This window comes from Halopseudomonas xinjiangensis (assembly GCF_900104945.1).
GTDB classification, from domain to species: Bacteria; Pseudomonadota; Gammaproteobacteria; order Pseudomonadales; family Pseudomonadaceae; genus Halopseudomonas; species Halopseudomonas xinjiangensis.
The window spans coordinates 2,809,412-2,833,077 of the sequence record NZ_LT629736.1; the positions used below are offsets into that span (position 1 = coordinate 2,809,412).

The 23,666-nt window shown below is 57.4% G+C and carries 29 protein-coding genes; all 29 read right to left on the minus strand.

The annotated features are described in order from the left end of the window. Window positions 1–147: 147 nt before the first annotated feature. The 29 genes from rpmJ to rpoB all read right to left on the minus strand — a co-directional run bounded on the left by rpmJ (window position 148) and on the right by rpoB (window position 23,633). Window positions 148–264 carry a 50S ribosomal protein L36 gene (gene rpmJ, locus BLT85_RS13085; protein WP_074781302.1) on the minus strand — a complete coding sequence of 39 codons (117 nt, stop codon included), beginning with the start codon at window positions 262–264 and terminating at the stop codon, window positions 148–150. Window positions 265–288: 24 nt separating this feature from the next. After that, on the minus strand, window positions 289–1,617 hold the full coding sequence (secY, locus tag BLT85_RS13090) for a preprotein translocase subunit SecY (protein ID WP_093395557.1): 1,329 nt from the start codon (window positions 1,615–1,617) through the stop codon (window positions 289–291). After that, window positions 1,618–2,052 (minus strand): 50S ribosomal protein L15, encoded by a 435-nt coding sequence (rplO, locus tag BLT85_RS13095; RefSeq protein ID WP_093395560.1) that lies wholly within the window; start codon window positions 2,050–2,052, stop codon window positions 1,618–1,620. 3 nt (window positions 2,053–2,055) lie between these two features. Next, window positions 2,056–2,238, minus strand: coding sequence for a 50S ribosomal protein L30 (gene rpmD, locus BLT85_RS13100; RefSeq protein WP_093395563.1), 183 nt, complete (start codon window positions 2,236–2,238; stop codon window positions 2,056–2,058). A 6-nt stretch (window positions 2,239–2,244) separates the two neighbouring features. Further along, window positions 2,245–2,748, minus strand: a complete 504-nt coding sequence (gene rpsE / locus BLT85_RS13105) for a 30S ribosomal protein S5 (RefSeq protein ID WP_093395566.1) — start codon at window positions 2,746–2,748, stop codon at window positions 2,245–2,247. A gap of 10 nt (window positions 2,749–2,758) precedes the next feature. Next, window positions 2,759–3,109, minus strand: a complete 351-nt coding sequence (rplR, locus tag BLT85_RS13110; RefSeq protein ID WP_093395569.1) for a 50S ribosomal protein L18 — start codon at window positions 3,107–3,109, stop codon at window positions 2,759–2,761. A gap of 10 nt (window positions 3,110–3,119) precedes the next feature. Then, window positions 3,120–3,650 carry a 50S ribosomal protein L6 gene (rplF, locus tag BLT85_RS13115; RefSeq protein ID WP_093395572.1) on the minus strand — a complete coding sequence of 177 codons (531 nt, stop codon included), beginning with the start codon at window positions 3,648–3,650 and terminating at the stop codon, window positions 3,120–3,122. A gap of 13 nt (window positions 3,651–3,663) precedes the next feature. Next, a complete protein-coding gene (rpsH, locus tag BLT85_RS13120; RefSeq protein WP_093395575.1) occupies window positions 3,664–4,056 on the minus strand; it encodes a 30S ribosomal protein S8 in 393 nt (130 codons plus the stop codon). Window positions 4,057–4,095: 39 nt separating this feature from the next. Continuing rightward, window positions 4,096–4,401, minus strand: a complete 306-nt coding sequence (gene rpsN / locus BLT85_RS13125; protein ID WP_093395577.1) for a 30S ribosomal protein S14 — start codon at window positions 4,399–4,401, stop codon at window positions 4,096–4,098. Between the two features lie 10 nt (window positions 4,402–4,411). Next, window positions 4,412–4,951: a 50S ribosomal protein L5 gene (gene rplE / locus BLT85_RS13130; RefSeq protein ID WP_093395579.1), complete on the minus strand. Its 540-nt coding sequence runs from the start codon at window positions 4,949–4,951 to the stop codon at window positions 4,412–4,414. Between the two features lie 17 nt (window positions 4,952–4,968). After that, complete coding sequence (rplX, locus tag BLT85_RS13135; RefSeq protein ID WP_093395581.1) at window positions 4,969–5,283, minus strand: 50S ribosomal protein L24; 315 nt, start codon at window positions 5,281–5,283, stop codon at window positions 4,969–4,971. A gap of 11 nt (window positions 5,284–5,294) precedes the next feature. Continuing rightward, complete coding sequence (gene rplN, locus BLT85_RS13140; protein WP_088277353.1) at window positions 5,295–5,663, minus strand: 50S ribosomal protein L14; 369 nt, start codon at window positions 5,661–5,663, stop codon at window positions 5,295–5,297. Between the two features lie 42 nt (window positions 5,664–5,705). Then, a complete protein-coding gene (rpsQ, locus tag BLT85_RS13145; RefSeq protein WP_093395583.1) occupies window positions 5,706–5,969 on the minus strand; it encodes a 30S ribosomal protein S17 in 264 nt (87 codons plus the stop codon). Between the two features lie 2 nt (window positions 5,970–5,971). Next, window positions 5,972–6,163 carry a 50S ribosomal protein L29 gene (rpmC, locus tag BLT85_RS13150; protein ID WP_080048714.1) on the minus strand — a complete coding sequence of 64 codons (192 nt, stop codon included), beginning with the start codon at window positions 6,161–6,163 and terminating at the stop codon, window positions 5,972–5,974. Beyond that, window positions 6,163–6,576, minus strand: coding sequence for a 50S ribosomal protein L16 (rplP, locus tag BLT85_RS13155; protein WP_093395585.1), 414 nt, complete (start codon window positions 6,574–6,576; stop codon window positions 6,163–6,165). Before rplP ends, rpmC begins: the two co-directional genes overlap by 1 nt. A gap of 11 nt (window positions 6,577–6,587) precedes the next feature. Beyond that, window positions 6,588–7,268, minus strand: a complete 681-nt coding sequence (gene rpsC / locus BLT85_RS13160) for a 30S ribosomal protein S3 (protein WP_093395587.1) — start codon at window positions 7,266–7,268, stop codon at window positions 6,588–6,590. An 11-nt stretch (window positions 7,269–7,279) separates the two neighbouring features. After that, window positions 7,280–7,612 carry a 50S ribosomal protein L22 gene (gene rplV, locus BLT85_RS13165; RefSeq protein WP_093395589.1) on the minus strand — a complete coding sequence of 111 codons (333 nt, stop codon included), beginning with the start codon at window positions 7,610–7,612 and terminating at the stop codon, window positions 7,280–7,282. 11 nt (window positions 7,613–7,623) lie between these two features. Further along, complete coding sequence (gene rpsS, locus BLT85_RS13170) at window positions 7,624–7,899, minus strand: 30S ribosomal protein S19 (RefSeq protein WP_093395591.1); 276 nt, start codon at window positions 7,897–7,899, stop codon at window positions 7,624–7,626. A 17-nt stretch (window positions 7,900–7,916) separates the two neighbouring features. Continuing rightward, window positions 7,917–8,741, minus strand: coding sequence for a 50S ribosomal protein L2 (gene rplB / locus BLT85_RS13175; protein WP_093395593.1), 825 nt, complete (start codon window positions 8,739–8,741; stop codon window positions 7,917–7,919). A gap of 14 nt (window positions 8,742–8,755) precedes the next feature. Further along, entirely contained in the window at window positions 8,756–9,052 is a 297-nt protein-coding gene (gene rplW / locus BLT85_RS13180) for a 50S ribosomal protein L23 (protein WP_093395595.1), read from the minus strand. Beyond that, window positions 9,049–9,651: a 50S ribosomal protein L4 gene (gene rplD / locus BLT85_RS13185; protein WP_093395597.1), complete on the minus strand. Its 603-nt coding sequence runs from the start codon at window positions 9,649–9,651 to the stop codon at window positions 9,049–9,051. The genes rplW and rplD overlap by 4 nt, the downstream gene beginning before the upstream one ends. A gap of 12 nt (window positions 9,652–9,663) precedes the next feature. Beyond that, window positions 9,664–10,302: a 50S ribosomal protein L3 gene (gene rplC, locus BLT85_RS13190; protein WP_093395599.1), complete on the minus strand. Its 639-nt coding sequence runs from the start codon at window positions 10,300–10,302 to the stop codon at window positions 9,664–9,666. A 93-nt stretch (window positions 10,303–10,395) separates the two neighbouring features. Continuing rightward, window positions 10,396–10,707, minus strand: coding sequence for a 30S ribosomal protein S10 (gene rpsJ / locus BLT85_RS13195; RefSeq protein ID WP_044501102.1), 312 nt, complete (start codon window positions 10,705–10,707; stop codon window positions 10,396–10,398). A gap of 156 nt (window positions 10,708–10,863) precedes the next feature. Then, complete coding sequence (gene tuf, locus BLT85_RS13200; RefSeq protein ID WP_093395601.1) at window positions 10,864–12,057, minus strand: elongation factor Tu; 1,194 nt, start codon at window positions 12,055–12,057, stop codon at window positions 10,864–10,866. Window positions 12,058–12,091: 34 nt separating this feature from the next. After that, window positions 12,092–14,194, minus strand: coding sequence for an elongation factor G (gene fusA, locus BLT85_RS13205; RefSeq protein WP_093395603.1), 2,103 nt, complete (start codon window positions 14,192–14,194; stop codon window positions 12,092–12,094). Window positions 14,195–14,212: 18 nt separating this feature from the next. Continuing rightward, window positions 14,213–14,686, minus strand: coding sequence for a 30S ribosomal protein S7 (gene rpsG, locus BLT85_RS13210; RefSeq protein ID WP_093395605.1), 474 nt, complete (start codon window positions 14,684–14,686; stop codon window positions 14,213–14,215). 97 nt (window positions 14,687–14,783) lie between these two features. Continuing rightward, window positions 14,784–15,155: a 30S ribosomal protein S12 gene (gene rpsL / locus BLT85_RS13215; protein WP_080048726.1), complete on the minus strand. Its 372-nt coding sequence runs from the start codon at window positions 15,153–15,155 to the stop codon at window positions 14,784–14,786. A gap of 148 nt (window positions 15,156–15,303) precedes the next feature. After that, window positions 15,304–19,503 (minus strand): DNA-directed RNA polymerase subunit beta', encoded by a 4,200-nt coding sequence (gene rpoC, locus BLT85_RS13220; protein WP_093395607.1) that lies wholly within the window; start codon window positions 19,501–19,503, stop codon window positions 15,304–15,306. 62 nt (window positions 19,504–19,565) lie between these two features. Continuing rightward, entirely contained in the window at window positions 19,566–23,633 is a 4,068-nt protein-coding gene (gene rpoB, locus BLT85_RS13225) for a DNA-directed RNA polymerase subunit beta (RefSeq protein ID WP_093395609.1), read from the minus strand. Window positions 23,634–23,666 lie beyond the last annotated feature (33 nt).

Consider the following 23,666-nt stretch of genomic DNA (forward strand, 5'->3'; position numbering starts at 1 on the left):
CTGACTCAACCTGCACGTCACGTAAGTTGCGTGAAAAAGGGTGCAGTAGGGTAGCGCTAACAAAAACAAAATTCAACCACCCGGCCAATATCATTGGCCGGGTGGTGAGTTATCCTGAGACGTAGTCTTCAATCAGTAGGCCGGGATTTAACCCTGGCGCTGCTTGTGACGGGGCTCAGCGCTGCAGATGACCCGAACGCTACCATTGCGACGGATAACCTTGCAGTTACGGCAAAGCTTTTTGACTGATGCAGCAACTTTCATAACGTACTCCTGAAACCCGACGACTCAGCGCAGCATGCCGCTACCGTAGCCTTTCAGGTTCGATTTCTTCATAAGAGACTCGTACTGCTGAGAAACGAGGTGCGATTGTACTTGCGACATGAAGTCCATCACAACCACCACGACGATCAACAGCGAGGTCCCACCCAGATAAAAGGGTACATTTGCCGACACCACAAGAAACTGCGGCAACAGGCAGACCGCGGTGATGTACAGCGCACCGAACATCGTCAGGCGCGTGAGCACTCCGTCGATGTAACGTGCGGATTGCTCACCCGGGCGGATGCCCGGAATGAAAGCACCGGATTTCTTCAGATTCTCGGCCACATCCTTCGGATTGAACATCAAGGCCGTGTAGAAGAAGCAGAAGAAGATGATGCCGGCGCTGAACAGGATGATGTTCAACGGCTGCCCCGGAGCGATAGCCTGAGACACAGCCTGCAACCAACCCATGTTTTCGCCCTGTCCGAACCAGGTCCCTAGCGATGCCGGGAACAACAGGATGCTGCTGGCGAAGATCGCCGGAATTACGCCCGCCATATTCACCTTGAGGGGCAAATGGCTGGTTTGCGCTGCAAAGACCTTGCGGCCTTGCTGACGCTTGGCGTAATTGACGGTGATCCGACGCTGGCCGCGCTCGACGAACACCACGAAGGCGATCAAACCTACTGCCAGGAGCGCGATAGCGATCAGAGCGAAGATGTTGATGTCACCCTGCCGGGCAGCTTCGAACGACTGACCGACAGCACTGGGCAAGCCAGCGACGATACCGGCGAAGATCAGCATGGAAATACCGTTGCCGATCCCGCGCTCGGTAATCTGCTCACCCAGCCACATCATGAACATCGCACCCGCTACGAAGGTGGTCACGGCTATGAAGTAAAAGGCGAAACCGTCCGAGAAAGCGACGCCCTGACTAGCCAGACCAACCGACATACCCACCGCCTGGACCAACGCAAGCACCAGCGTCAGATAACGGGTGTACTGGCTGATCTTGCGGCGACCGGACTCGCCCTCCTTCTTCAACTGTTCCAGCGAAGGACTGATCGCTGTCATCAATTGCATGATGATCGACGCAGAGATGTACGGCATGATGCCCAGCGCGAAGATGCTCATTCGCTCCAAAGCACCGCCCGAGAACATGTTGAACAGGTTAAGGATGGTTCCCTCGTTCTGTCGGAACAGGTCGGCCAAACGATCAGGGTTGATACCGGGAACCGGGATATGAGCCCCGATGCGGTAAACGATGATCGCCAGGAACAGGAAGCGCAGGCGCCCCCAAAGCTCGGTCAGACCGCCTTGTTTCATGCCAGAGAGAGCGCCTTGCTTAGCCATTTATTCCTCGAACTTGCCGCCAGCTGCTTCAATCGCTGCCCGCGCGCCCTTGGTCGCCATCAGACCCTTGACCGTTACAGCCTTGGTCAGGTCGCCGGACAGGACAATCTTCGCACGGGTGTACTTGTTGCCGATAATGTTGGCATCTTTCAATGCCTGCAGATCGACGACCTCCGCATCCAGCTTGTTCAGCTCGCTAGTACGAATTTCAGCAGTAACCATCGCGATTTTCGACACGAAGCCGAATTTCGGCAGGCGGCGGTGCAACGGCTGCTGGCCACCCTCGAAGCCCGGTGCAACACTGCCGCCGGAACGCGAAGTCAGACCCTTGTGGCCGCGGCCACCGGTCTTGCCGAGGCCGCTACCGATACCACGACCGGGGCGATGCTTTTCACGGCGCGCGCCCGGTGCGGAACGTAGATCATTCAGTTTCATGTTTTAGCCCTCAACCCGAACCATGTAGGCGACCTTATTGATCATCCCACGTACAGACGGGGTATCTTCGACCTCGACGGTGTGCCCGATACGGCGCAGACCCAGGCCCTTGATGCATGCCTTGTGGTTCGGCAGGCGACCGGCAACGCTTTTGAACTGCGTTACTTTGATTGTTGCTTTAGCCATGACCGATTACCCCACGATGTCTTCAACGGTCTTGCCGCGCTTGGCTGCTACAGACTCAGGAGCCTGCATAGCCTTCAGACCCTTATAGGTAGCCTGAACGACGTTGACCGGATTGGTGGAACCGTAGCACTTGGCCAGAACGTTGTGCACGCCCGCAGCTTCCAGAACGGCACGCATCGCGCCACCGGCGATTACGCCAGTACCTTCCGATGCCGGCTGCATGAATACTCGGGAAGCGCCATGGGCAGCTTTGACCGGGTACTGCAGCGTCGAACCGTTGAGGTCGACCTGGATCATGTTACGACGTGCGGCTTCCATGGCCTTCTGGATTGCAGCAGGCACTTCACGCGCCTTGCCGCGACCGAAGCCCACGCGACCCTTGCCATCACCTACAACAGTCAGTGCGGTGAAAGCGAAGATCCGGCCACCCTTAACTACTTTGGCAACGCGGTTAACCTGTACAAGCTTCTCGATATAACCTTCGTCGCGCTTCTGCTCGAAATTAGCCATAGATCTACCCTTAGAATTCCAGCCCGCCTTCACGAGCGGCGTCGGCCAGCGCTTTCACGCGGCCATGGTACTTGAAGCCGGAACGGTCGAAGGAGACCTGTGTAACACCGGCGGCCTTGGCGCGCTCAGCCACGAGAAGACCGACTTTCTTGGCGGCTTCGATATTACCGGTACCGCCATTGCGCAGACTCTCGTCGAGAGTGGAGGCGCTGGCCAGTACCTGCGAGCCGTCAGCTGAGATCACTTGTGCGTACATGTGCTGCGAAGAACGGTACACGCACAGACGTACGGCTTCCAGCTCGCGCTGCTTCAGACGCGAACGGCGAGCGCGACGGAGACGAATAACTTTTTTATCGCTCATTTGCTATGCCCTACTTCTTCTTGGCTTCTTTACGACGCACGACCTCATCGGCGTAGCGCACACCCTTGCCCTTATAAGGCTCGGGACGACGGAAATCACGAATTTCCGCGGCTACCTGACCGACCAGCTGCTTGTCGATGCCCTTGATGATGATGTCCGTCTGGCTCGGGGTTTCCGCAGAAACGCCTTCCGGCAGCTGGTAGTCGATCGGGTGCGAGTAGCCAAGCGCCAGCGAAAGGGTCTGACCCTTGGCCTGCGCCTTGTAACCAACACCTACGAGCTGTAGCTTGCGCTCGAAACCTTGAGTGACACCCAGGACCATGTTGTTGACCAGGGCACGAGTAGTGCCGGCCATCGCCATGTTCGGACTGCCAGGACGAGCGGCAAACCGCAGCTCACCGTCTTCCTGGACGACTTCAACAGTAGGATGCAGGTTCAGTTCCAGTGCGCCCTTGGCGCCCTTGACTGACAGTTCCTGACCGTTGACCTTAACTTCTACACCCTGCGGCAATTTGACAGGGTTCTTCGCGACGCGAGACATCGGTAACCCCCTATCAGAATACGGTGCAGAGCACTTCGCCGCCGATACCGGCAGCGCGAGCAGCACGATCAGTCATCACACCCTTGTTGGTGGAAACGATCGATACGCCCAGTCCACCCTTGACCTTCGGAATCTGGTCAACGGACTTGTACTGACGCAGGCCGGGACGGCTGATGCGCTTCAGTTCTTCAATTACCGGCTTGCCCTCGAAGTACTTCAGCTCGATCGACAGCACAGGCTTGGCTTCACCCTGCACTTCGTAACCGGCTACGTAACCTTCTTCTTTCAATACTTTGGCGACAGCCACCTTCAGCTTTGCCGAAGGCATGCTGACACTGGACTTTTCAGCCATCTGGGCATTACGGATACGGGTCAGCATGTCTGCCAACGGGTCCTGCATACTCATGGGCTTTCTGCTCCTGAAACTGAGTAATTAAGGTCTGGTTTACCAGCTGGCTTTGACCAGACCGGGTACATCACCACGCATTGCAGCTTCACGCAACATGATGCGCGAGAGGCCAAACTTGCGGTATACGCCGTGCGGACGGCCGGTCAGGCGGCAGCGGTTACGCTGACGGACTGGGCTCGCATCACGCGGCAGTTTTTGCAGAGCCACCTGGGCATTCCAACGGTCTTCAGCAGACGCGTTGATGTTGCCGACGATGGCTTTGAGCTCGGCACGCTTTGCAGCGTACTTGGCAACCGTGCGAGTGCGCTTGGCCTCGCGGTTCTTCATGCTAACTTTAGCCATTGCCTGACTCCTAGTTGCGGAACGGGAAGTTGAACGCACGCAGCAGCGCACGGCCTTCGTCGTCGGTCCGTGCAGTGGTGGTCAAAGTAATATCCAGACCACGCATGGCATCGATCTTGTCGTAATCGATTTCCGGGAAAATGATCTGTTCCTTGACGCCCATGCTGTAGTTACCGCGACCATCGAACGACTTGGCGTTCAGACCACGGAAGTCACGTACACGCGGCAGGGAGATGGCCAGCAGACGATCGAGAAACTCGTACATCTGCTCGCGGCGCAGGGTCACCTTGACACCAATCGGCCAGCCGTCACGGATCTTGAAACCCGCGATCGACTTGCGTGCATAGGTCACGATGCCCTTGCGACCGGTGATCTTTTCCAGATCAGCCAGGGCATTTTCGATGACTTTCTTGTCACCGACGGCCTCACCAAGACCCATGTTGAGGGTGATCTTGGTGATCTTGGGGACTTCCATTACGTTCTTCAGGCCCAGTTCTTCCTTGAGCTTGGGAACGATGTTCGTCCGATACTGCTCTTTCAATCTTGCCATGGTAAGCACCTAGATTCTCAAGCGTCGACGGCTTTTTGCGTCGACTTGAAAATACGAACCTTCTTACCGTCTTCGACCTTGAAGCCGACGCGATCGGCCTTGCTGGTCTCCGGGTTGAAGATAGCCACGTTGGAGACGTGGATTGGCGCCTCCTTCTCAACAATACCGCCTTGCGAACCAGCCATAGGATTCGGCTTGGTGTGGCGCTTGATAATGTTGACGCCGGACACGAGAAGGCGGGCATCAGCCAGGACTTTTACGACCTTGCCGCGCTTGCCTTTATCTTTACCGGCGATGACGATAACGTCGTCGTCACGTTTGATCTTTTGCATGACCGGGCTCCTTACAGCACTTCGGGCGCGAGGGAAACGATCTTCATGAACTGCTCATTACGCAGTTCGCGAGTCACTGGCCCAAAGATGCGGGTACCGATCGGCTCATTCTTGTTGTTGAGCAGAACGGCAGCGTTGCCATCGAAACGGATCAGCGAACCGTCGGTACGGCGAACGCCGTGACGAGTACGCACGATGACCGCGTTGAGCACCTGGCCTTTCTTTACTTTGCCGCGCGGAATCGCTTCCTTCACGGTCACTTTGATGATGTCGCCAATGCCGGCGTAGCGGCGGTGAGAACCGCCCAGAACCTTGATACACATCACGCGACGTGCACCACTGTTGTCAGCCACATCCAGCATGGATTGAGTCTGAATCATAACTTTCTCCGACCCTTGAAAATTCCGCTATGTGCGCGGGGCTTATACTTGCGCCGCGCGCTCGTCGATCTGCACCAGGGTCCAGTTCTTGGTTTTAGCCAAGGGACGGGTTTCCCGGATGGTGACCATATCGCCGATGCGGCAATCGTTGTTCTCGTCGTGTGCGTGCAGCTTGGTAGAGCGGGTGATGTACTTTCCGTACAACGGGTGCTTTACCTGACGCTCGATGAGCACAGTAACGGTCTTTTCCATCTTGTCGCTGACCACACGGCCAGTGACGGTACGAACTGCTTTAGTCTCGGCCATGATCAGTTACCACCCTTCTGGTTGAGCACGGTCTTGACTCGGGCGATATCGCGCTTTACCTGCTTGAGCAGGTGGCTCTGGCCGAGCTGACCGGTTGCCTTCTGCATGCGCAGGTTGAACTGATCCCGCAGCAGAGTGAGCAGCTGCTCATTGAGCTGCTCGGCAGATTTTTCACGAAGTTCTGTCGCTTTCATTACATCACCGTCCGCTTAACAAAGGTGGTAGCGAGAGGCAGCTTGGCTGCGGCCAGGGCGAAAGCCTCGCGCGCCAGCTCTTCGGAAACACCTTCAATCTCGTACAGGACCTTGCCCGGCTTGATCTGGGCAACCCAATACTCGACGTTACCCTTACCTTTACCCATCCGGACTTCCAACGGCTTCTTGGAAATCGGCTTGTCCGGGAAAACTCGGATCCAGATTTTACCGCCACGCTTAACGTGACGAGTCAAAGCACGACGGGCAGCTTCAATCTGACGCGCAGTCAGACGACCACGACCCACGGCCTTCAGTGCAAATTCGCCAAAGCTCACTTTACTGCCGCGATGCGCCAGGCCACGGTTGTGGCCGGTCATCTGCTTGCGGAACTTCGTACGCTTGGGTTGTAACATGTGCGTACCCCTTACTTAGCAGCTTTTTTCTTGGGTGCGGCAGCTTTGGTTTCCTCGGGCTGACCACCAATGATCTCGCCTTTGAAAATCCAAACCTTGACGCCAATCACACCGTAGGTGGTGTGGGCTTCAGCTGTCGCGTAATCGATATCGGCGCGCAGGGTGTGCAACGGCACACGACCTTCACGGTACCATTCGGTACGGGCAATCTCGGCGCCGCCGAGACGGCCGCTAACCTGGATCTTGATACCTTTGGCGCCAATGCGCATGGCGTTTTGTACGGCGCGCTTCATTGCACGACGGAACATCACACGACGCTCGAGCTGCTGAGCAACGCTTTGTGCAACCAGGGCACCGTCGAGCTCCGGCTTGCGGATCTCTTCGATGTTGATGTGCACGGGCACGCCCATCTGCTGAGTCAATTCCTGACGCAGCTTTTCGACGTCCTCGCCCTTCTTGCCAATCACTATGCCTGGACGGGCAGTGTGAATAGTGATGCGGGCGGTCTGTGCCGGGCGCTGAATGTCAACGCGGCTAACCGAAGCGCTCTTCAGCTTGGTCTGAATGTACTTACGTACTTTCAGATCGGTGAGCAGATAGTCAGCATAAGTGCGACCGTCTGCGTACCACACCGAAGTGTGCTGTTTAACGATACCGAGGCGGATGCCTATCGGATGTACTTTCTGACCCATGTGATCGACTCCTACTTGTCAGCAACCTTGACCGTGATATGGCAAGACCGCTTAACGATGCGATCAGCACGGCCTTTGGCACGTGGCATGATGCGCTTCAGAGAGCGACCTTCGTTGACAAACACGGTGGAGACCTTCAGGTCATCCACGTCCGCGCCATCATTGTGCTCGGCGTTGGCAATAGCCGACTCCAGAACTTTCTTGATGACGTCAGCGGCCTTCTTGTTGCTGAAACTCAGCAGGTTCAGGGCCTCATCCACCTTCTTCCCGCGGATCTGGTCTGCGACCAAGCGAGCTTTCTGGGCAGAGAGTCGGGCGCCCTTGTACGTAGCGGCTACTTCCATCTTCTAACCCCTTAGCGCTTGGCTTTCTTGTCTGCAGCGTGCCCACGATAGGTACGCGTAGCAGAGAATTCGCCCAACTTGTGGCCGACCATGTCTTCAGAGACGATGACCGGAACATGCTGGCGACCGTTATGCACGGCGATGGTCAAACCAACCATCTGCGGCAGAATCATCGAACGGCGCGACCAGGTCTTGACCGGCTTACGATCGTTCTTTTCAACTGCGACTTCGATCTTCTTTAACAGGTGAAGATCGATAAAAGGACCTTTCTTCAGAGAACGCGGCACTGTCGTATCCCCTCTAATTACTTGCTGCGCCGACGGACAATCATCTTGTCAGTGCGCTTGTTGGACCGAGTCTTGGCACCCTTGGTCGGGAAGCCCCACGGCGACACCGGATGACGACCACCAGAAGTACGACCTTCACCACCGCCATGCGGGTGGTCGACCGGGTTCATGGCAACACCACGAACAGTCGGACGTACTCCGCGCCAGCGCTTGGCACCAGCTTTACCCAGGGAGCGCAGGCTGTGCTCGCCATTGGACACTTCGCCCAATGTCGCGCGGCACTCACCGAGCACCTTGCGCATTTCACCGGAGCGCAAACGCACGGTGACATAGGCACCTTCACGCGCAACCAGCTGAACGGCTGCGCCAGCGCTACGCGCGATTTGTGCGCCCTTGCCCGGCTTGAGCTCGATACCATGGATGGTGCTACCAACCGGGATATTGCGCAGCGGAAGGGTGTTGCCAGCCTTGATCGGCGCATCGGCACCGGAAATCAGCTGATCGCCAGCACTAACGCCCTTGGGAGCGATGATGTAACGGCGCTCGCCATCGGCATATTTCAGCAGAGCAATATGAGCGGTACGGTTCGGATCATATTCGACGCGCTCTACAACGGCAGGGATGCCGTCCTTGTTGCGACGAAAATCGACCAAACGGTAATGCTGTTTATGACCGCCCCCACGATGACGCGTGGTGATGCGACCATTGTTGTTACGACCACCGGACTTGCCTTGCTTCTCGACCAGAGGCGCGAACGGTGCACCCTTGTGCAGGTTGTCGTGAACAACCTTGACTACGAAGCGGCGGCCAGCGGAAGTAGGTTTACATTTAACAATTGCCATGATGTATTCCTTTCTTATTCAGCGCTGGCGAAGTCGATGTCTTGACCGGGCTGCAGGCTGACATACGCCTTCTTCCAGTCACTACGCTTGCCCAGGCCGCGAACGGTTCGCTTGGTCTTGCCTTTAACATTCAGGGTCGACACAGACTGGACCTTGACGTTGAACAACTGCTCAATCGCCTTCTTGATTTCCAGCTTGGTCGCTGTGGTATCGACCTTGAAGACAAACTGGTTCTTGCTATCAGCCAGCATCGTAGCCTTCTCGGATACATGCGGGCCAAGCAGGACTTTGAAAATGCGCTCTTGGTTCATCCCAGCATCTCCTCGAACTTCTTAACAGCAGGTACGGTGATCAGTACCTTGTCGTAAGCGATCAGGCTGACCGGGTCCGAACCCTGCACATCACGTACGTCGACATGCGGCAGGTTGCGCGCAGCCAGGTACAGGTTTTCGTCAATGTTATCGGTAACGATCAGCACGTTATCCAGGTTCAGATCCTTGAGCTTGCCGAGCAGAGACTTGGTCTTCGGTGCGTCTACTGCAAAGCTCTCAACCACGATCAGGCGATCCAAACGGACCAGCTCGGACAGGATCGAGCGCAGGGCACCGCGATACATCTTGCGGTTCAGCTTCTGCTCATGGTTCTGCGGGCGAGCTGCAAATGTGGTACCGCCCCCACGCCAAATCGGGCTGCGGATAGTACCAGCACGAGCGCGGCCGGTACCCTTCTGACGCCAGGGCTTCTTGCCGCCGCCGGATACGTCGGAACGGTTCTTCTGCTGCTTGGTGCCCTGACGACCGCCAGCCATATAGGCGACGACAGCCTGGTGAACCAGTGTCTCGTTAAACTCGGTCGCAAAGGTCAGATCGGAAACTTCGATCGCGCTCGCGCCAGCTACATTCAAATTCATGGTAACTCCCCCTTAACCCTTGGCCTTCACTGCCGGGCGGACGACAACGTCGCTACCAGGTGCGCCAGGCACCGAGCCCTTGATGAGCAGCAGGTTGCGTTCGGCGTCAACGCGTACGACTTCGAGGGTCTGTACGGTCACTTGCTCGGCGCCCATGTGACCGGACATCTTCTTGCCCTTGAATACGCGACCCGGAGTCTGGCACTGGCCAATGGAACCGGGGACACGGTGGGATACGGAGTTGCCGTGAGTTGCATCCTGGCCGCGGAAGTTCCAGCGCTTGATGGTACCGGCGAAGCCCTTACCCTTGGACTGACCGGTGACATCGACCATCTGGCCCGCTTCAAAAATGCTGACTGTGAGTTCTGCGCCAGTCTCGTACTCGGCACCGTCTTCCAGTCGGAATTCGCATACCTGACGACCTGCGGCAGTATTTGCCTTGGCAAAGTGCCCAGCCATCGGCTTGCTGACGCGCTTCGCGCGGCGCTCGCCTACGGTGACCTGAATAGCCTGATAGCCATCCTTGTCGAGGGATTTAACCTGAGTGACACGGTTCGGCTCAACTTCCACAACCGTAACCGGGATAGAAACACCATCTTCAGTGAAAACGCGGGTCATACCGCATTTCCGGCCGACTAAACCAATAGTCATCTTGTAAACCTCATGAGTGCACGGGGCTATTACCCGCTATGGCCGCCCATTTCAGGGCGTTACACGACTTATAGCCCCCGTCGTGTGGGGCTATCAGCCGAGGCTGATCTGAACCTCAACGCCTGCTGCCAGATCCAGCTTCATCAACGCATCGACAGTCTTGTCGGTGGGCTGAACGATATCCAATACCCGCTTATGGGTACGGATCTCATACTGATCACGGGCATCTTTGTTGACGTGCGGCGAAATCAGCACGGTGAAACGCTCTTTGCGTGTCGGCAAAGGGATTGGACCACGCACCTGAGCCCCAGTACGTTTCGCGGTATCCACGATTTCCTGGGTTGATTGATCTATCAGGCGATGGTCAAAAGCCTTCAACCGAATACGAATCTGTTGGTTCTGCATTTGACCAGAAACTCCAAGCTTCAATTCTTCAGAGCCGCCGCAAATCGCGGGTAGGCCCGTCCAAGGGAGGCGCAATTCTACTGATGCACCCAGACAGTGTCAACCTAAATACAAAAGCCCCCGTATGAACGGGGGCTTTTGTTTCAGCTCAGATTATCACTCGATAATCTTGGCAACCACGCCGGCACCAACGGTACGACCGCCTTCGCGAATCGCGAAGCGCAGGCCGTCTTCCATGGCGATCGGAGCGATCAGGGTGACAACCAGCTTGACGTTGTCGCCCGGCATTACCATTTCAACGCCTTCCGGCAGCTCGCACGAACCGGTTACGTCGGTGGTACGGAAGTAGAACTGCGGACGGTAGCCCTTGAAGAACGGAGTGTGACGACCGCCTTCATCCTTGCCCAGCACGTACACTTCAGCTTCGAACTTGGTGTGCGGCTTGATGGTGCCCGGCTTGGCCAGTACCTGACCACGCTCTACGTCTTCACGCTTGGTACCACGCAGCAGAACACCAACGTTCTCACCGGCACGGCCTTCGTCAAGCAGCTTGCGGAACATTTCGACGCCAGTACAGGTAGTCTTGGTAGTCGCCTTGATACCGACGATTTCCACTTCTTCCTGAACCTTGACGATACCGCGCTCGACACGACCAGTCACAACGGTACCGCGACCGGAGATCGAGAACACGTCTTCGATCGGCATCAGGAACGGCTTGTCGATCGCACGCTCGGGCTCCGGGATGTAGCTGTCCAGAGTCTCAACCAGCTTCTGCACCGCGGAAACGCCGATACCGTTGTCGTCCTTGCCTTCCAGCGCCATCAGCGCGGAGCCGATGATGATCGGGGTGTCGTCACCCGGGAAGTCATAGGTGCTCAGCAGGTCACGAACTTCCATCTCGACCAGTTCCAGCAGCTCTTCGTCATCGACCATGTCAGCCTTGTTCAGGAACACGACGATGTAAGGAACGCCTACCTGGCGGGACAGCAGGATGTGCTCGCGAGTCTGCGGCATCGGGCCGTCAGCAGCCGAACATACCAGGATCGCGCCGTCCATCTGTGCAGCACCGGTGATCATGTTCTTGACGTAGTCAGCGTGGCCGGGGCAGTCAACGTGCGCGTAGTGACGAGTCGGAGAATCGTATTCCACGTGCGAGGTGTTGATGGTGATACCACGAGCCTTCTCTTCCGGCGCGTTGTCGATCTGGTCGAAAGCGCGGGCAGAACCGCCGTAGGATTCTGCACAGACCTTGGTCAGAGCAGCGGTCAGAGTGGTCTTGCCATGGTCAACGTGACCGATGGTGCCCACGTTCAGGTGCGGTTTGCTACGTTCAAATTTTTCTTTAGCCACGGTTGATAACCTCTTTAATTAGCTTGGGGTTCAGTTAGCTTTGCTTCTTGATAATTGCTTCGGCGATGTTCGATGGCGCTTCCGCATACTTCGCGAACTCCATGGAGTAGCTCGCACGCCCCTGGGACATGGAACGAACATCCGTGGCATAGCCGAACATTTCACCAAGCGGAACCTCAGCGCGGATAACCTTACCGGAAACAGAATCTTCCATACCCTGGATCAGACCGCGACGACGGTTCAAGTCGCCCATCACGTCACCCATGTAGTCTTCCGGGGTAACGACCTCAACCTTCATGACCGGCTCGAGCAATACAGCCCCGCCCTTCTGGGCCAACTGCTTGGTGGCCATGGAAGCGGCGATCTTGAACGCCATTTCGTTGGAGTCGACGTCGTGGTAGGAGCCGTCGAATACGGTAGCCTTCAGACCGATCAGCGGGCAGCCGGCGAGAACACCGTTCTTCATCTGCTCCTCGATACCTTTCTGAATGGCCGGGACGTATTCCTTGGGAATCACACCACCAACGACTTCGCTCTTGAACTCCAGACCTTCCTGGCCTTCTTCAGACGGCTCGAAGCGAATCCAGCAATGGCCGAACTGACCACGACCACCGGACTGCCGAACGAACTTGCCTTCGATCTCGCACTTGTTGCGGATCATTTCACGGTAGGCCACCTGTGGCTTACCGATATTGGCTTCAACGTTGAATTCGCGTCGCATGCGGTCAACGATGATGTCCAGGTGAAGTTCGCCCATACCGGAAATGATGGTCTGGCCGGACTCTTCGTCCGTGCGAACGCGGAACGAAGGATCTTCCTGAGCAAGCTTGCCCAGTGCGATGCCCATTTTCTCCTGGTCAGCCTTGGTCTTCGGCTCGACCGCAACCGAGATGACCGGCTCAGGGAATTCCATGCGCTCAAGAATGATCGGCTTATCGTGCGAGCACAGGGTGTCACCGGTCGTGACATCCTTCATACCGATGAGAGCAGCGATATCACCGGCGCGGCATTCTTTGATCTCTTCACGCGTATTGGCGTGCATCTGAACCATTCGACCCACGCGCTCTTTCTTGCCCTTGACCGAGTTTAGAACCGAGTCACCGGAAGACAGTACGCCAGAGTAAACACGAGCGAAGGTCAGCGTGCCCACGAAGGGATCGCTGGCGATCTTGAACGCCAGTGCAGAGAAGGGCTCGTCGTCGGACGCATGACGCTCGTCGATCTGCTCTTCGTTGTCCGGGTGAACGCCCTTGATGGCTTCCACCTGGTCCGGAGCCGGCAAAAAGTCGATGACCGCGTCAAGAACAAGCGGTACGCCCTTGTTCTTGAAAGACGAACCGCAGACAGCCGGAACGATCTCGTTGGCCAGGGTACGCATGCGCAGGCCTGCTTTGATCTCGTCGTTGGTCAGCTCGCCTTCTTCGAGGTACTTGTTCATCAGTTCCTCGTTGGCTTCGGCAGCGGCCTCAACCATCTTCTCGCGGTACTCCGCAGCGAGATCCGCCAACTCGGCCGGAATCTCTTCCTCGCGGAAGGTCATGCCGCTGTCGTCTTCGTTCCAGTAGATAGCCTTCATGCGCAGCAGGTCGACCTGGCCGGCGAAGTTCTCTTCCGAACCGATGGCGATCTGAATCGGCACAGGGGTATGACCCAGACGCTTCTTGATCTGATCGACAACGCGCAGAAAGTTCGCGCCCTGGCGGTCCATCTTGTTCACGTAGACGATGCGCGGAACGCGATACTTGTTGGCCTGACGCCATACGGTTTCGGACTGCGGCTCGACACCGGAGGTACCACAGAACACGACGACGGCACCGTCGAGTACGCGCAATGAACGCTCTACTTCGATGGTGAAGTCAACGTGACCGGGGGTATCGATGATGTTGACGCGATGCTTTTCGTACTGCTTCTCGGCACCCTGCCAGAACGCAGTGGTAGCAGCGGAGGTGATGGTGATACCACGCTCCTGCTCCTGCGCCATCCAGTCCATGGTGGCCGCGCCGTCATGAACTTCGCCCATCTTGTGGTTCACGCCGGTGTAAAACAGAATCCGTTCCGTGGTGGTGGTCTTGCCCGCATCGACGTGCGCGCAAATACCGATGTTACGGTACAGATTGATAGGGATTGTACGAGCCACGGTGTTCTCCTGAGTCGTTTAGAAGCGGTAGTGCGAGAAGGCCTTGTTGGCTTCGGCCATACGGTGTACGTCTTCACGCTTCTTGACCGCTGCACCCTTGCCTTCTGAGGCATCGACCAGTTCGCCGGCCAGGCGCAGAGCCATGGATTTCTCGCCACGCTTACGGGCAGCATCAACCAGCCAGCGCATCGCCAGAGCGTTGCGACGGGAAGGACGCACTTCAACCGGAACCTGATAGGTGGCGCCGCCGACACGGCGGGATTTAACTTCAACCAACGGAGCAATGGCGTCGAGCGCCTTCTCGAACAGCTCAACGGGATCTTCGGTCTTGGTACGTTCCTTGACCTTGTCCAGCGCGCCGTAAACGATGCGCTCAGCGACAGCTTTCTTGCCGCTTTCCATTACGTGGTTCATGAATTTGGCGAGAATCTGGCTGCCGTACTTAGGTTCTGGCAGGATCTCACGTTTTGCCGCTACACGACGTCTTGGCATGATAAGCCCTCAAACGGTCTTCAGGTTAGCCCAGGACTGTAACGCTTCGGTTACGCCCGACCTTACTCTTATCGACTCAGGTAAATTGAATTCAAGATTACTTTGGACGCTTCGCGCCGTACTTCGAACGACCCTGCTTACGATCCTTGACACCTGAAGTGTCGAGCGAACCGCGAACAGTGTGGTAACGCACACCCGGCAAGTCTTTTACACGGCCGCCGCGAATCAGAACGACGCTGTGCTCTTGCAGGTTGTGACCTTCACCACCGATATAGGAAGAAACTTCATAGCCGTTGGTCAGACGGACACGGCAGACCTTACGCAGAGCCGAGTTCGGCTTCTTCGGCGTGGTGGTGTACACACGAGTACACACACCGCGACGCTGCGGGCAGTTCTGCAGCGCCGGCACGTCGCTCTTTTCAGCGACGCGCTTACGCGGCTTGCGAACCAGCTGGTTGATTGTTGCCATCTAGCAAAACTCCACTGATGTCTCTGGGACACGTTAAATAAAAAATGGCGAGACAAATCGCCCCGCCAAATTTAGGGGTACGGAATTCTAAAGAAGCGACCCCTGATCGTCAAGGCGCCCGGCTTCCCAGGGGATGCCGGGCCTCCTCTCAGTTTCCGCTCGAGTTGAGCGCGTCGGACAGTGCCTGCTCGACTTCACTGGCGCTGACCTTGGCCGGCTTGCCCGCCATTTTCTGACGCTTGCGCTCAGCATGGTAGGCCAGACCGGTACCGGCCGGGATCAGACGGCCAACCACGACGTTTTCCTTGAGGCCTCGCAGATGATCGCGCTTGCCGGTGACGGCAGCCTCGGTCAGCACGCGAGTGGTCTCCTGGAACGACGCGGCGGAGATGAACGACTCGGTCGACAGCGACGCTTTGGTGATACCCAGCAGAATACGCTCGTATTTCGCCGGGAATTTGTCCTGCGCTGCCAACTGCTCGTTCTCTTCCAGCACGTGGGTGAGTTCAACCTGGTCACCCTTGATGAAGCTGGAATCACCCGACTCACTGATCTCGACCTTGCGCAGCATCTGGCGAATGGTCACTTCGATGTGCTTGTCGTTGATCTTCACACCCTGCAGGCGGTACACGTCCTGAATCTCGTTGACGATGTACTTGGCCAGCGCGCTGACACCCAGCAGACGCAGGATATCGTGCGGGTTGCTCGGACCGTCGGAGATCACTTCGCCCTTGGTCACCTGTTCGCCTTCGAAGACGTTCAGATGACGCCACTTCGGAATCAGCTCTTCGTACGGATCGCTGCCATCGGTCGGGGTGATGACCAGACGGCGCTTGCCCTTAGTCTCCTTGCCGAACGAGATGGTACCGCTGATCTCAGCCAGAATCGCAGGCTCCTTCGGACGGCGCGCCTCGAACAGGTCAGCAACACGCGGCAGACCACCGGTGATGTCACGCGTCTTCGACGTTTCCTGCGGAATACGCGCGACGATGTCACCAACGTTTACCTTGGCACCATCGGTCAGGTTGACCAGAGCGTTGGCCGGCAGGAAGTACTGCGCCGGTACGTCAGTACCAGGCAGCATCAGCTCCTTGCCGTTGTCATCGACCAACTTCACTGCCGGACGAATGTCCTTGCCCGAAGCCGGACGATCCTTCGCATCGAGGACTTCGATGTTGGTCAAACCGGTCAACTCGTCAGCCTGACGCTTGATGGTGATGCCTTCGTCCATGCCGAAGAACGCCACGGTACCGGAGATCTCGGTCACGATCGGGTGGGTGTGCGGATCCCACTTGGCCACGACCTTACCGGCTTCGACCTTGTCGCCTTCGTGAATCGAAATAACCGCACCGTAGGGCAGCTTGTAACGCTCACGCTCTCGACCAAACTCGTCCGCTACCGCCAACTCACCGGAACGCGATACCGCGATCAGTGCGCCATCGGCACGCTCAACATACTTCAGGTTATGCAGACGAATCACACCGCCGTTCTTCACCTGGACGCTGTCGGCCGCCGAGGTCCGGCTCGCCGCGCCACCGATGTGGAAGGTACGCATGGTCAGCTGGGTACCCGGCTCACCAATCGACTGCGCAGCGATAACACCTACGGCTTCGCCGATGTTGATCTTATGACCACGTGCCAGGTCACGACCGTAGCAAGTCGAGCACACCCCGTAACGGGTTTCGCAAGCGATCGGTGAACGAACAATCACCTCGTCGACGCTGTTCAGCTCAAGGAACTCGACCCATTGCTCATCGATCAGCGTACCAGCAGGAACGATGGTCTCTTCGCTGCCCGGCTTGACGACATCACGCGCGATCACACGACCCAGTACACGCTCGCCCAAAGGCTCGACGATATCGCCGCCTTCGATGTGCGGAGACATCACCAGACCCCTGTCGGTACCGCAATCGGGCTCGGTGATCACCAGATCCTGCGCCACGTCCACCAGACGACGAGTCAGGTAACCGGAGTTCGCTGTCTTCAAGGCCGTGTCGGCGAGGCCCTTACGAGCGCCGTGGGTCGAGATGAAGTACTGCAGTACGTTCAAACCTTCACGGAAGTTCGCCGTGATCGGCGTTTCGATGATCGAACCGTCCGGCTTGGCCATCAGACCACGCATACCGGCCAGCTGACGAATCTGGGCGGCGGAACCACGCGCACCAGAGTCAGCCATCATGTACATCGAGTTGAAGGATTCCTGATCAACCTCGTTGCCGTCACGGTCAAGCACGCGAGTCGACTTGAGATTGTCCATCATCGCCTTGGAGATCTCGTCGTTGGCCTTGGACCAAAGGTCGATCACCTTGTTGTACTTCTCGCCCTGGGTAACCAGACCGGAGGCGTACTGATCTTCGATCTCCTTCACTTCGTCGGTGGCCTCGTCGATGATCCGGGCCTTCTCGTCCGGGATGACGAAGTCGTTCACACCGATGGATGCACCGGAGATGGTCGAATAGGCAAAACCGGTATACATCAGCTGGTCGGCGAAGATGACGGTGTCCTTGAGGCCGACGATCCGGTAGCTGGTATTGATCAGCTTGGAAATCGCCTTCTTCTTCAGAGGCTGGTCAACCAGCTCGAACGGCAGACCCCTGGGCAGAATCTGGAACAGCAGCGCACGACCAACCGTTGTATCAACGATACGGGTCTCGGTGGTCCAGCTCTCGTCCTTGTGCTTGACGGTCTCGGTGATTCGCACCTTGACCAGCGCATGCAACTCGGCCTGACCGCTACGATAGGCCATCTCCACTTCATTGACGTCAGTGAAGCGCATCCCCTCGCCCTTCGCATTGATGCGAGTACGAGTCATGTAATACAAGCCCAGCACCACGTCCTGCGAAGGCACGATGATCGGCTCACCGGACGCCGGCGACAGGATGTTGTTGGTCGACATCATCAGCGCACGGGCTTCCAACTGGGCCTCGAGGGTCAGCGGCACGTGGACGGCCATCTGGTCACCGTCGAAGTCGGCGTTGTAGGCCGCACAGACGAGCGGGTGCAGCTGAATCGCCTTACCTTCGATCAGTACCGGCTCGAACGCCTGGATACCCAGACGGTGCAACGTTGGCGCACGGTTCAGCAGTACCGGGTGCTCGCGGATGACCTCGGCGAGGATGTCCCATACTTCCGGAAGCTCACGCTCGACCATCTTCTTGGCGGCCTTGATCGTAGTCGCCAGACCGCGGTGCTCCAGCTTGCCGAAGATGAACGGCTTGAACAGCTCGAGAGCCATCTTCTTGGGCAGACCACACTGGTGCAGACGCAGAGTTGGGCCTACCACGATCACCGAACGGCCGGAGTAGTCGACGCGCTTGCCAAGCAGGTTCTGACGGAAACGACCCTGCTTGCCCTTGATCATGTCGGCGAGCGACTTCAGCGGACGCTTGTTGGTGCCGGTGATCGCACGACCGCGACGGCCGTTATCCAGCAACGCATCAACCGATTCCTGCAGCATGCGCTTTTCGTTACGCACGATGATGTCAGGCGCAGACAGGTCGAGCAGACGCTTGAGGCGGTTGTTACGGTTGATCACCCGGCGATACAGATCGTTCAGATCGGACGTCGCAAAGCGGCCGCCGTCCAGCGGTACCAGCGGACGCAGGTCCGGCGGCAGCACAGGCAGCACTGTCATGACCATCCACTCGGGCTTGTTGCCGGAGCCGTCGAAGGCTTCCATCAACTTCAACCGCTTGGACAGCTTCTTGATCTTGGTTTCCGAAGTGGTCTGCGGAATCTCTTCGCGCAGCTTGCCAATTTCGTGAGCCAAATCCATCGCTGTCAGCAGCTGGTAGACAGCCTCAGCACCCATACGGGCGTCGAAGTCGTCACCGAACTCTTCCAGCGCTTCGAAATACTGTTCGTCGTTGAGCAACTGACCTTTTTCCAACGTGGTCATGCCCGGCTCGATTACGACGTAGCTTTCGAAATACAGCACGCGCTCGATGTCACGCAGAGTCATGTCCAGCAGCAGGCCGATACGGGACGGCAGCGACTTCAGGAACCAGATGTGGGCAACCGGCGAGGCCAGTTCAATGTGACCCATGCGCTCACGGCGGACCTTGGCCAAGGCGACTTCGACGCCGCACTTCTCGCAGATCACACCACGATGCTTGAGTCGCTTGTACTTGCCGCACAGGCACTCGTAGTCCTTGACCGGGCCAAAGATCTTGGCGCAGAACAGGCCGTCACGCTCGGGCTTGAACGTACGATAGTTGATGGTTTCCGGCTTTTTCACTTCGCCAAAGGACCAGGACCGGATCATTTCCGGTGAAGCCAGGCCGATTCGAATGGAATCGAACTCTTCAATCTGTCCCTGGGACTTGAGCAGGTTCAATAAGTCTTTCAAGGCCTATACTCCTCGAGGTGTCTCAAGGGCGGACCGATGTCCGCCCGAGACGTGGGCAGTCGTTATTCGGATTCCAGCTCGATGTCGATACCGAGCGAACGGATTTCCTTGACCAACACGTTGAAGGATTCCGGCATACCGGCTTCCATGCGATGGTCGCCATCCACGATGTTCTTGTACATCTTGGTACGGCCGTTCACGTCGTCCGACTTCACGGTGAGCATCTCCTGCAGAGTGTAGGCGGCGCCGTAAGCTTCCAGAGCCCATACCTCCATCTCCCCGAAGCGCTGACCACCGAACTGCGCCTTACCGCCCAACGGCTGCTGGGTGACCAGGCTGTAGGAACCGGTAGAACGCGCGTGCATCTTGTCGTCAACCAGGTGGTTCAGCTTGAGCATGTACATGTAGCCGACGGTAACCGGACGGTCGAACGTGTTGCCGGTACGGCCATCATACAGCCGCATCTGGCCACTCTCCGGCAGATCCGCCAAACGCAGCATGTGCTTGATCTCATGCTCCTGTGCACCGTCGAACACGGCAGTAGCCATCGGAACACCACCACGGAGGTTACCTGCCAGCTCGATGATTTCATCATCGGTCAGCGAATCGAGGTCTTCGATTCGTCCACCCATGTTGTACACCTCACCGAGGAACTTGCGCAGGTCGGCGATCTTGCGCTGTTCTTCGAGCATGCGGTTGATCTTTTCGCCAAGCCCCTTGGCCGCAAGGCCCAAGTGCGTTTCGAGGATCTGACCAACGTTCATGCGCGACGGTACGCCCAACGGGTTCAATACGATGTCGACCGGCGTGCCGTTCTCGTCGTGCGGCATATCCTCGATCGGCATGATGACCGAGATGACACCCTTGTTACCGTGACGGCCAGCCATTTTGTCACCCGGCTGGATGCGACGCTTGATAGCCAGGTAAACCTTGACGATCTTCAGAACGCCTGGTGCCAGGTCGTCGCCCTGCTGCAGCTTGCGCTTCTTGTCTTCGAACTTGTCGTCCAGCAGCTTGCGACGGTCGGTCAAATAGGCCTGGGCCATTTCCAACTGCTCGTTGTAGCTGTCTTCGGTCATGCGCAGCTTGAACCACTGGCCACGCTCGATGCCGCCGAGAATCTCCTCGGTGAGCACGGTACCCTTCTTCAGACCAGCACCGCCTTCGACACTCTGGCCGACCAGCGAAGCGCTAAGACGCTCGAAGGTGGCGGTCTCGACGATCCGGAACTCTTCCTGCAGATCCTTGCGGATTTCGTCCAGCTGCTCTTTCTCGATTGCCAGCGCGCGCGAGTCGCGCTCGACGCCGTCACGAATGAACACCTGAACGTCGATCACAGTGCCCTTGGTGCCGGTTGGCACACGCAGGGAGGTGTCTTTCACGTCGGACGCCTTCTCACCGAAGATTGCGCGCAACAGTTTCTCTTCCGGAGTCAGCTGGGTTTCGCCCTTGGGCGTGACCTTGCCGACCAGAATGTCGCCGGGGCCAACTTCAGCGCCAACGTAAACGATACCGGCCTCATCCAGCTTGCCCAGCGCGGCTTCGCCGACATTGGGAATGTCAGAGGTGATTTCCTCTGGCCCCAGCTTGGTGTCGCGCGATACGCAGGTCAGTTCCTGAATGTGAATAGTCGTGAAACGATCTTCCTGAACGACGCGCTCCGAGACCAGAATCGAGTCTTCGAAGTTGTAGCCATTCCAGGGCATGAACGCCACGCGCATGTTCTGGCCAAGCGCCAATTCGCCCATGTCGACGGAAGAACCGTCGGCGAGGATATCCTTGCGCTGAACCACGTCTCCTTTCTTCACCAGCGGACGCTGGTTGATGCAGGTGTTCTGGTTGGAACGGGTGTACTTGGTCAGGGCATAGATATCCACGCCCGCTTCACCGGCTTCAACTTCGTCATCTGCTACGCGAACCACGATACGGCTGGCATCGACCGAGTCGATAACGCCGCCACGGCGGGCAATGACGCACACGCCGGAATCGCGAGCAACGTTACGCTCCATACCGGTACCGACCAGCGGCTTCTCCGCACGCAGTGTCGGGACGGCCTGACGCTGCATGTTCGAACCCATCAGTGCGCGGTTGGCGTCGTCGTGTTCGAGGAACGGAATCAGCGACGCAGCGACCGACACGACCTGGCGCGGCGATACGTCCATCAGCGTCACTTCCTGTGGCGCCTTGACGGTGAATTCGTTCATGTGACGCACGGCAACCAGGTCGTCGGTCAGGCGACCATCTTCGACCTTGGCGCTCGCCTGGGCGATGACATGATCAGCTTCCTCGATCGCAGACAGGAATACGATGTCATCGGTGACGACCGCATCCTTCACCCGACGGTACGGGCTTTCGAGGAAGCCGTACTGGTTGGTGCGGGCATAGGTCGCCAACGAGTTGATCAGACCGATGTTCGGACCTTCCGGCGTCTCGATCGGGCACACACGACCGTAGTGAGTCGGGTGTACGTCACGGACTTCGAAACCGGCACGTTCGCGGGTCAGGCCGCCCGGCCCAAGAGCCGACACGCGGCGCTTGTGAGTGATCTCGGACAGCGGGTTGTTCTGGTCCATGAACTGGGACAGCTGGCTGGAACCGAAGAACTCCTTCACCGCTGCCGCAACTGGCTTGGCGTTGATCAGATCCTGCGGCATCAGGCCTTCGCTTTCAGCCATCGACAGACGTTCCTTGACCGCACGCTCTACGCGGACCAGACCTACACGGAACTGGTTTTCGGCCATCTCACCGACCGAACGGACACGGCGGTTACCCAGGTGATCGATGTCATCGACTACGCCTTTGCCGTTACGAATATCGACGAGCGTCTTCAGCACGTCGATGATATCTTCCTTGCTCAGTACACCGGGGCCTTCGATTTCATCGCGACCGATCCGGCGGTTGAACTTCATCCGGCCTACGGCAGACAGGTCGTAACGATCGCTGCTGAAGAAGAGGTTGGAGAACAGTGTCTCCGCGGCATCTTTGGTCGGCGGCTCCCCCGGACGCATCATGCGGTAGATCTCAACCAGAGCTTCGAGCTGGCTGCTGGTGTTGTCGATACGCAGCGTGTCGGAGATGAACGGACCGCAGTCGATGTCGTTGGTGTACAGCGTTTCCAGCCCGGAGACCTGCGCCTTGATCAGCTTGCCGACCACATCGGGAGTAATCTCCGCGTTGCACTCAACCAGGATCTCGCCGGTCGCCGGATGTACCACCGGCTTGGCAATGGTGCGGCCGATCACGTACTCAAAAGGCACTTCCAGACTGCTGATTCCGGCCTTTTCCAGCTGATTGATGTGCCGCGCAGTGACGCGACGGCCTTTCTCGACGATGACCTTGCCCTTGTCATCCTTAATATCGAACGTCGCGATCTCGCCCCGTAGGCGCTGGGGAACCAATTCGAGCTCCAGCATTTCGCCTTTCACGGCAAACTTGTTGGTGTCGTAGAAAATATCCAGCACTTCCTCGGTCTGATAACCGAGTGCACGCAGCAGGACAGTCGCCGGCAACTTGCGGCGACGGTCGATACGCACGAATACGCTGTCCTTTGGGTCGAACTCGAAGTCCAACCAGGAGCCGCGGTAAGGAATCACGCGGGCTGAGTACAGCAGCTTGCCAGAACTGTGCGTCTTACCACGGTCGTGATCGAAGAACACACCCGGGCTGCGGTGCAACTGGGAAACGATGACGCGCTCGGTACCGTTGATTACGAAGGTACCGTTCTCGGTCATGAGGGGGATTTCCCCCATGTAGACTTCCTGCTCCTTGATGTCCTTGATCGCCTTATTCGACGACTCACGATCAAAAATGATCAGGCGTACTTTCACGCGCAGCGGAACGGCGAAGGTCACGCCCCGCAGTACGCATTCCTTGACATCGAAAGCCGGCTCGCCCAACCGGTAACCGACGTATTCAAGCGCCGCATTACCGGAATAGCTGATAATGGGGAAAACAGATTTGAAGGCCGCGTGCAGACCGATATCACGAACATGATCCTTGTCCACGCCGGCTTGCAGGAATTCCCGATAGGAATCCAGCTGAATCGCCAGCAGGTAGGGCACATCCATGACATGCGGCAGTTTGCCAAAGTCCTTGCGGATACGTTTTTTCTCAGTGTATGAGTAAGCCATCAGCGTTCCCCAGCTTGGTCACCTGCTTGAGTG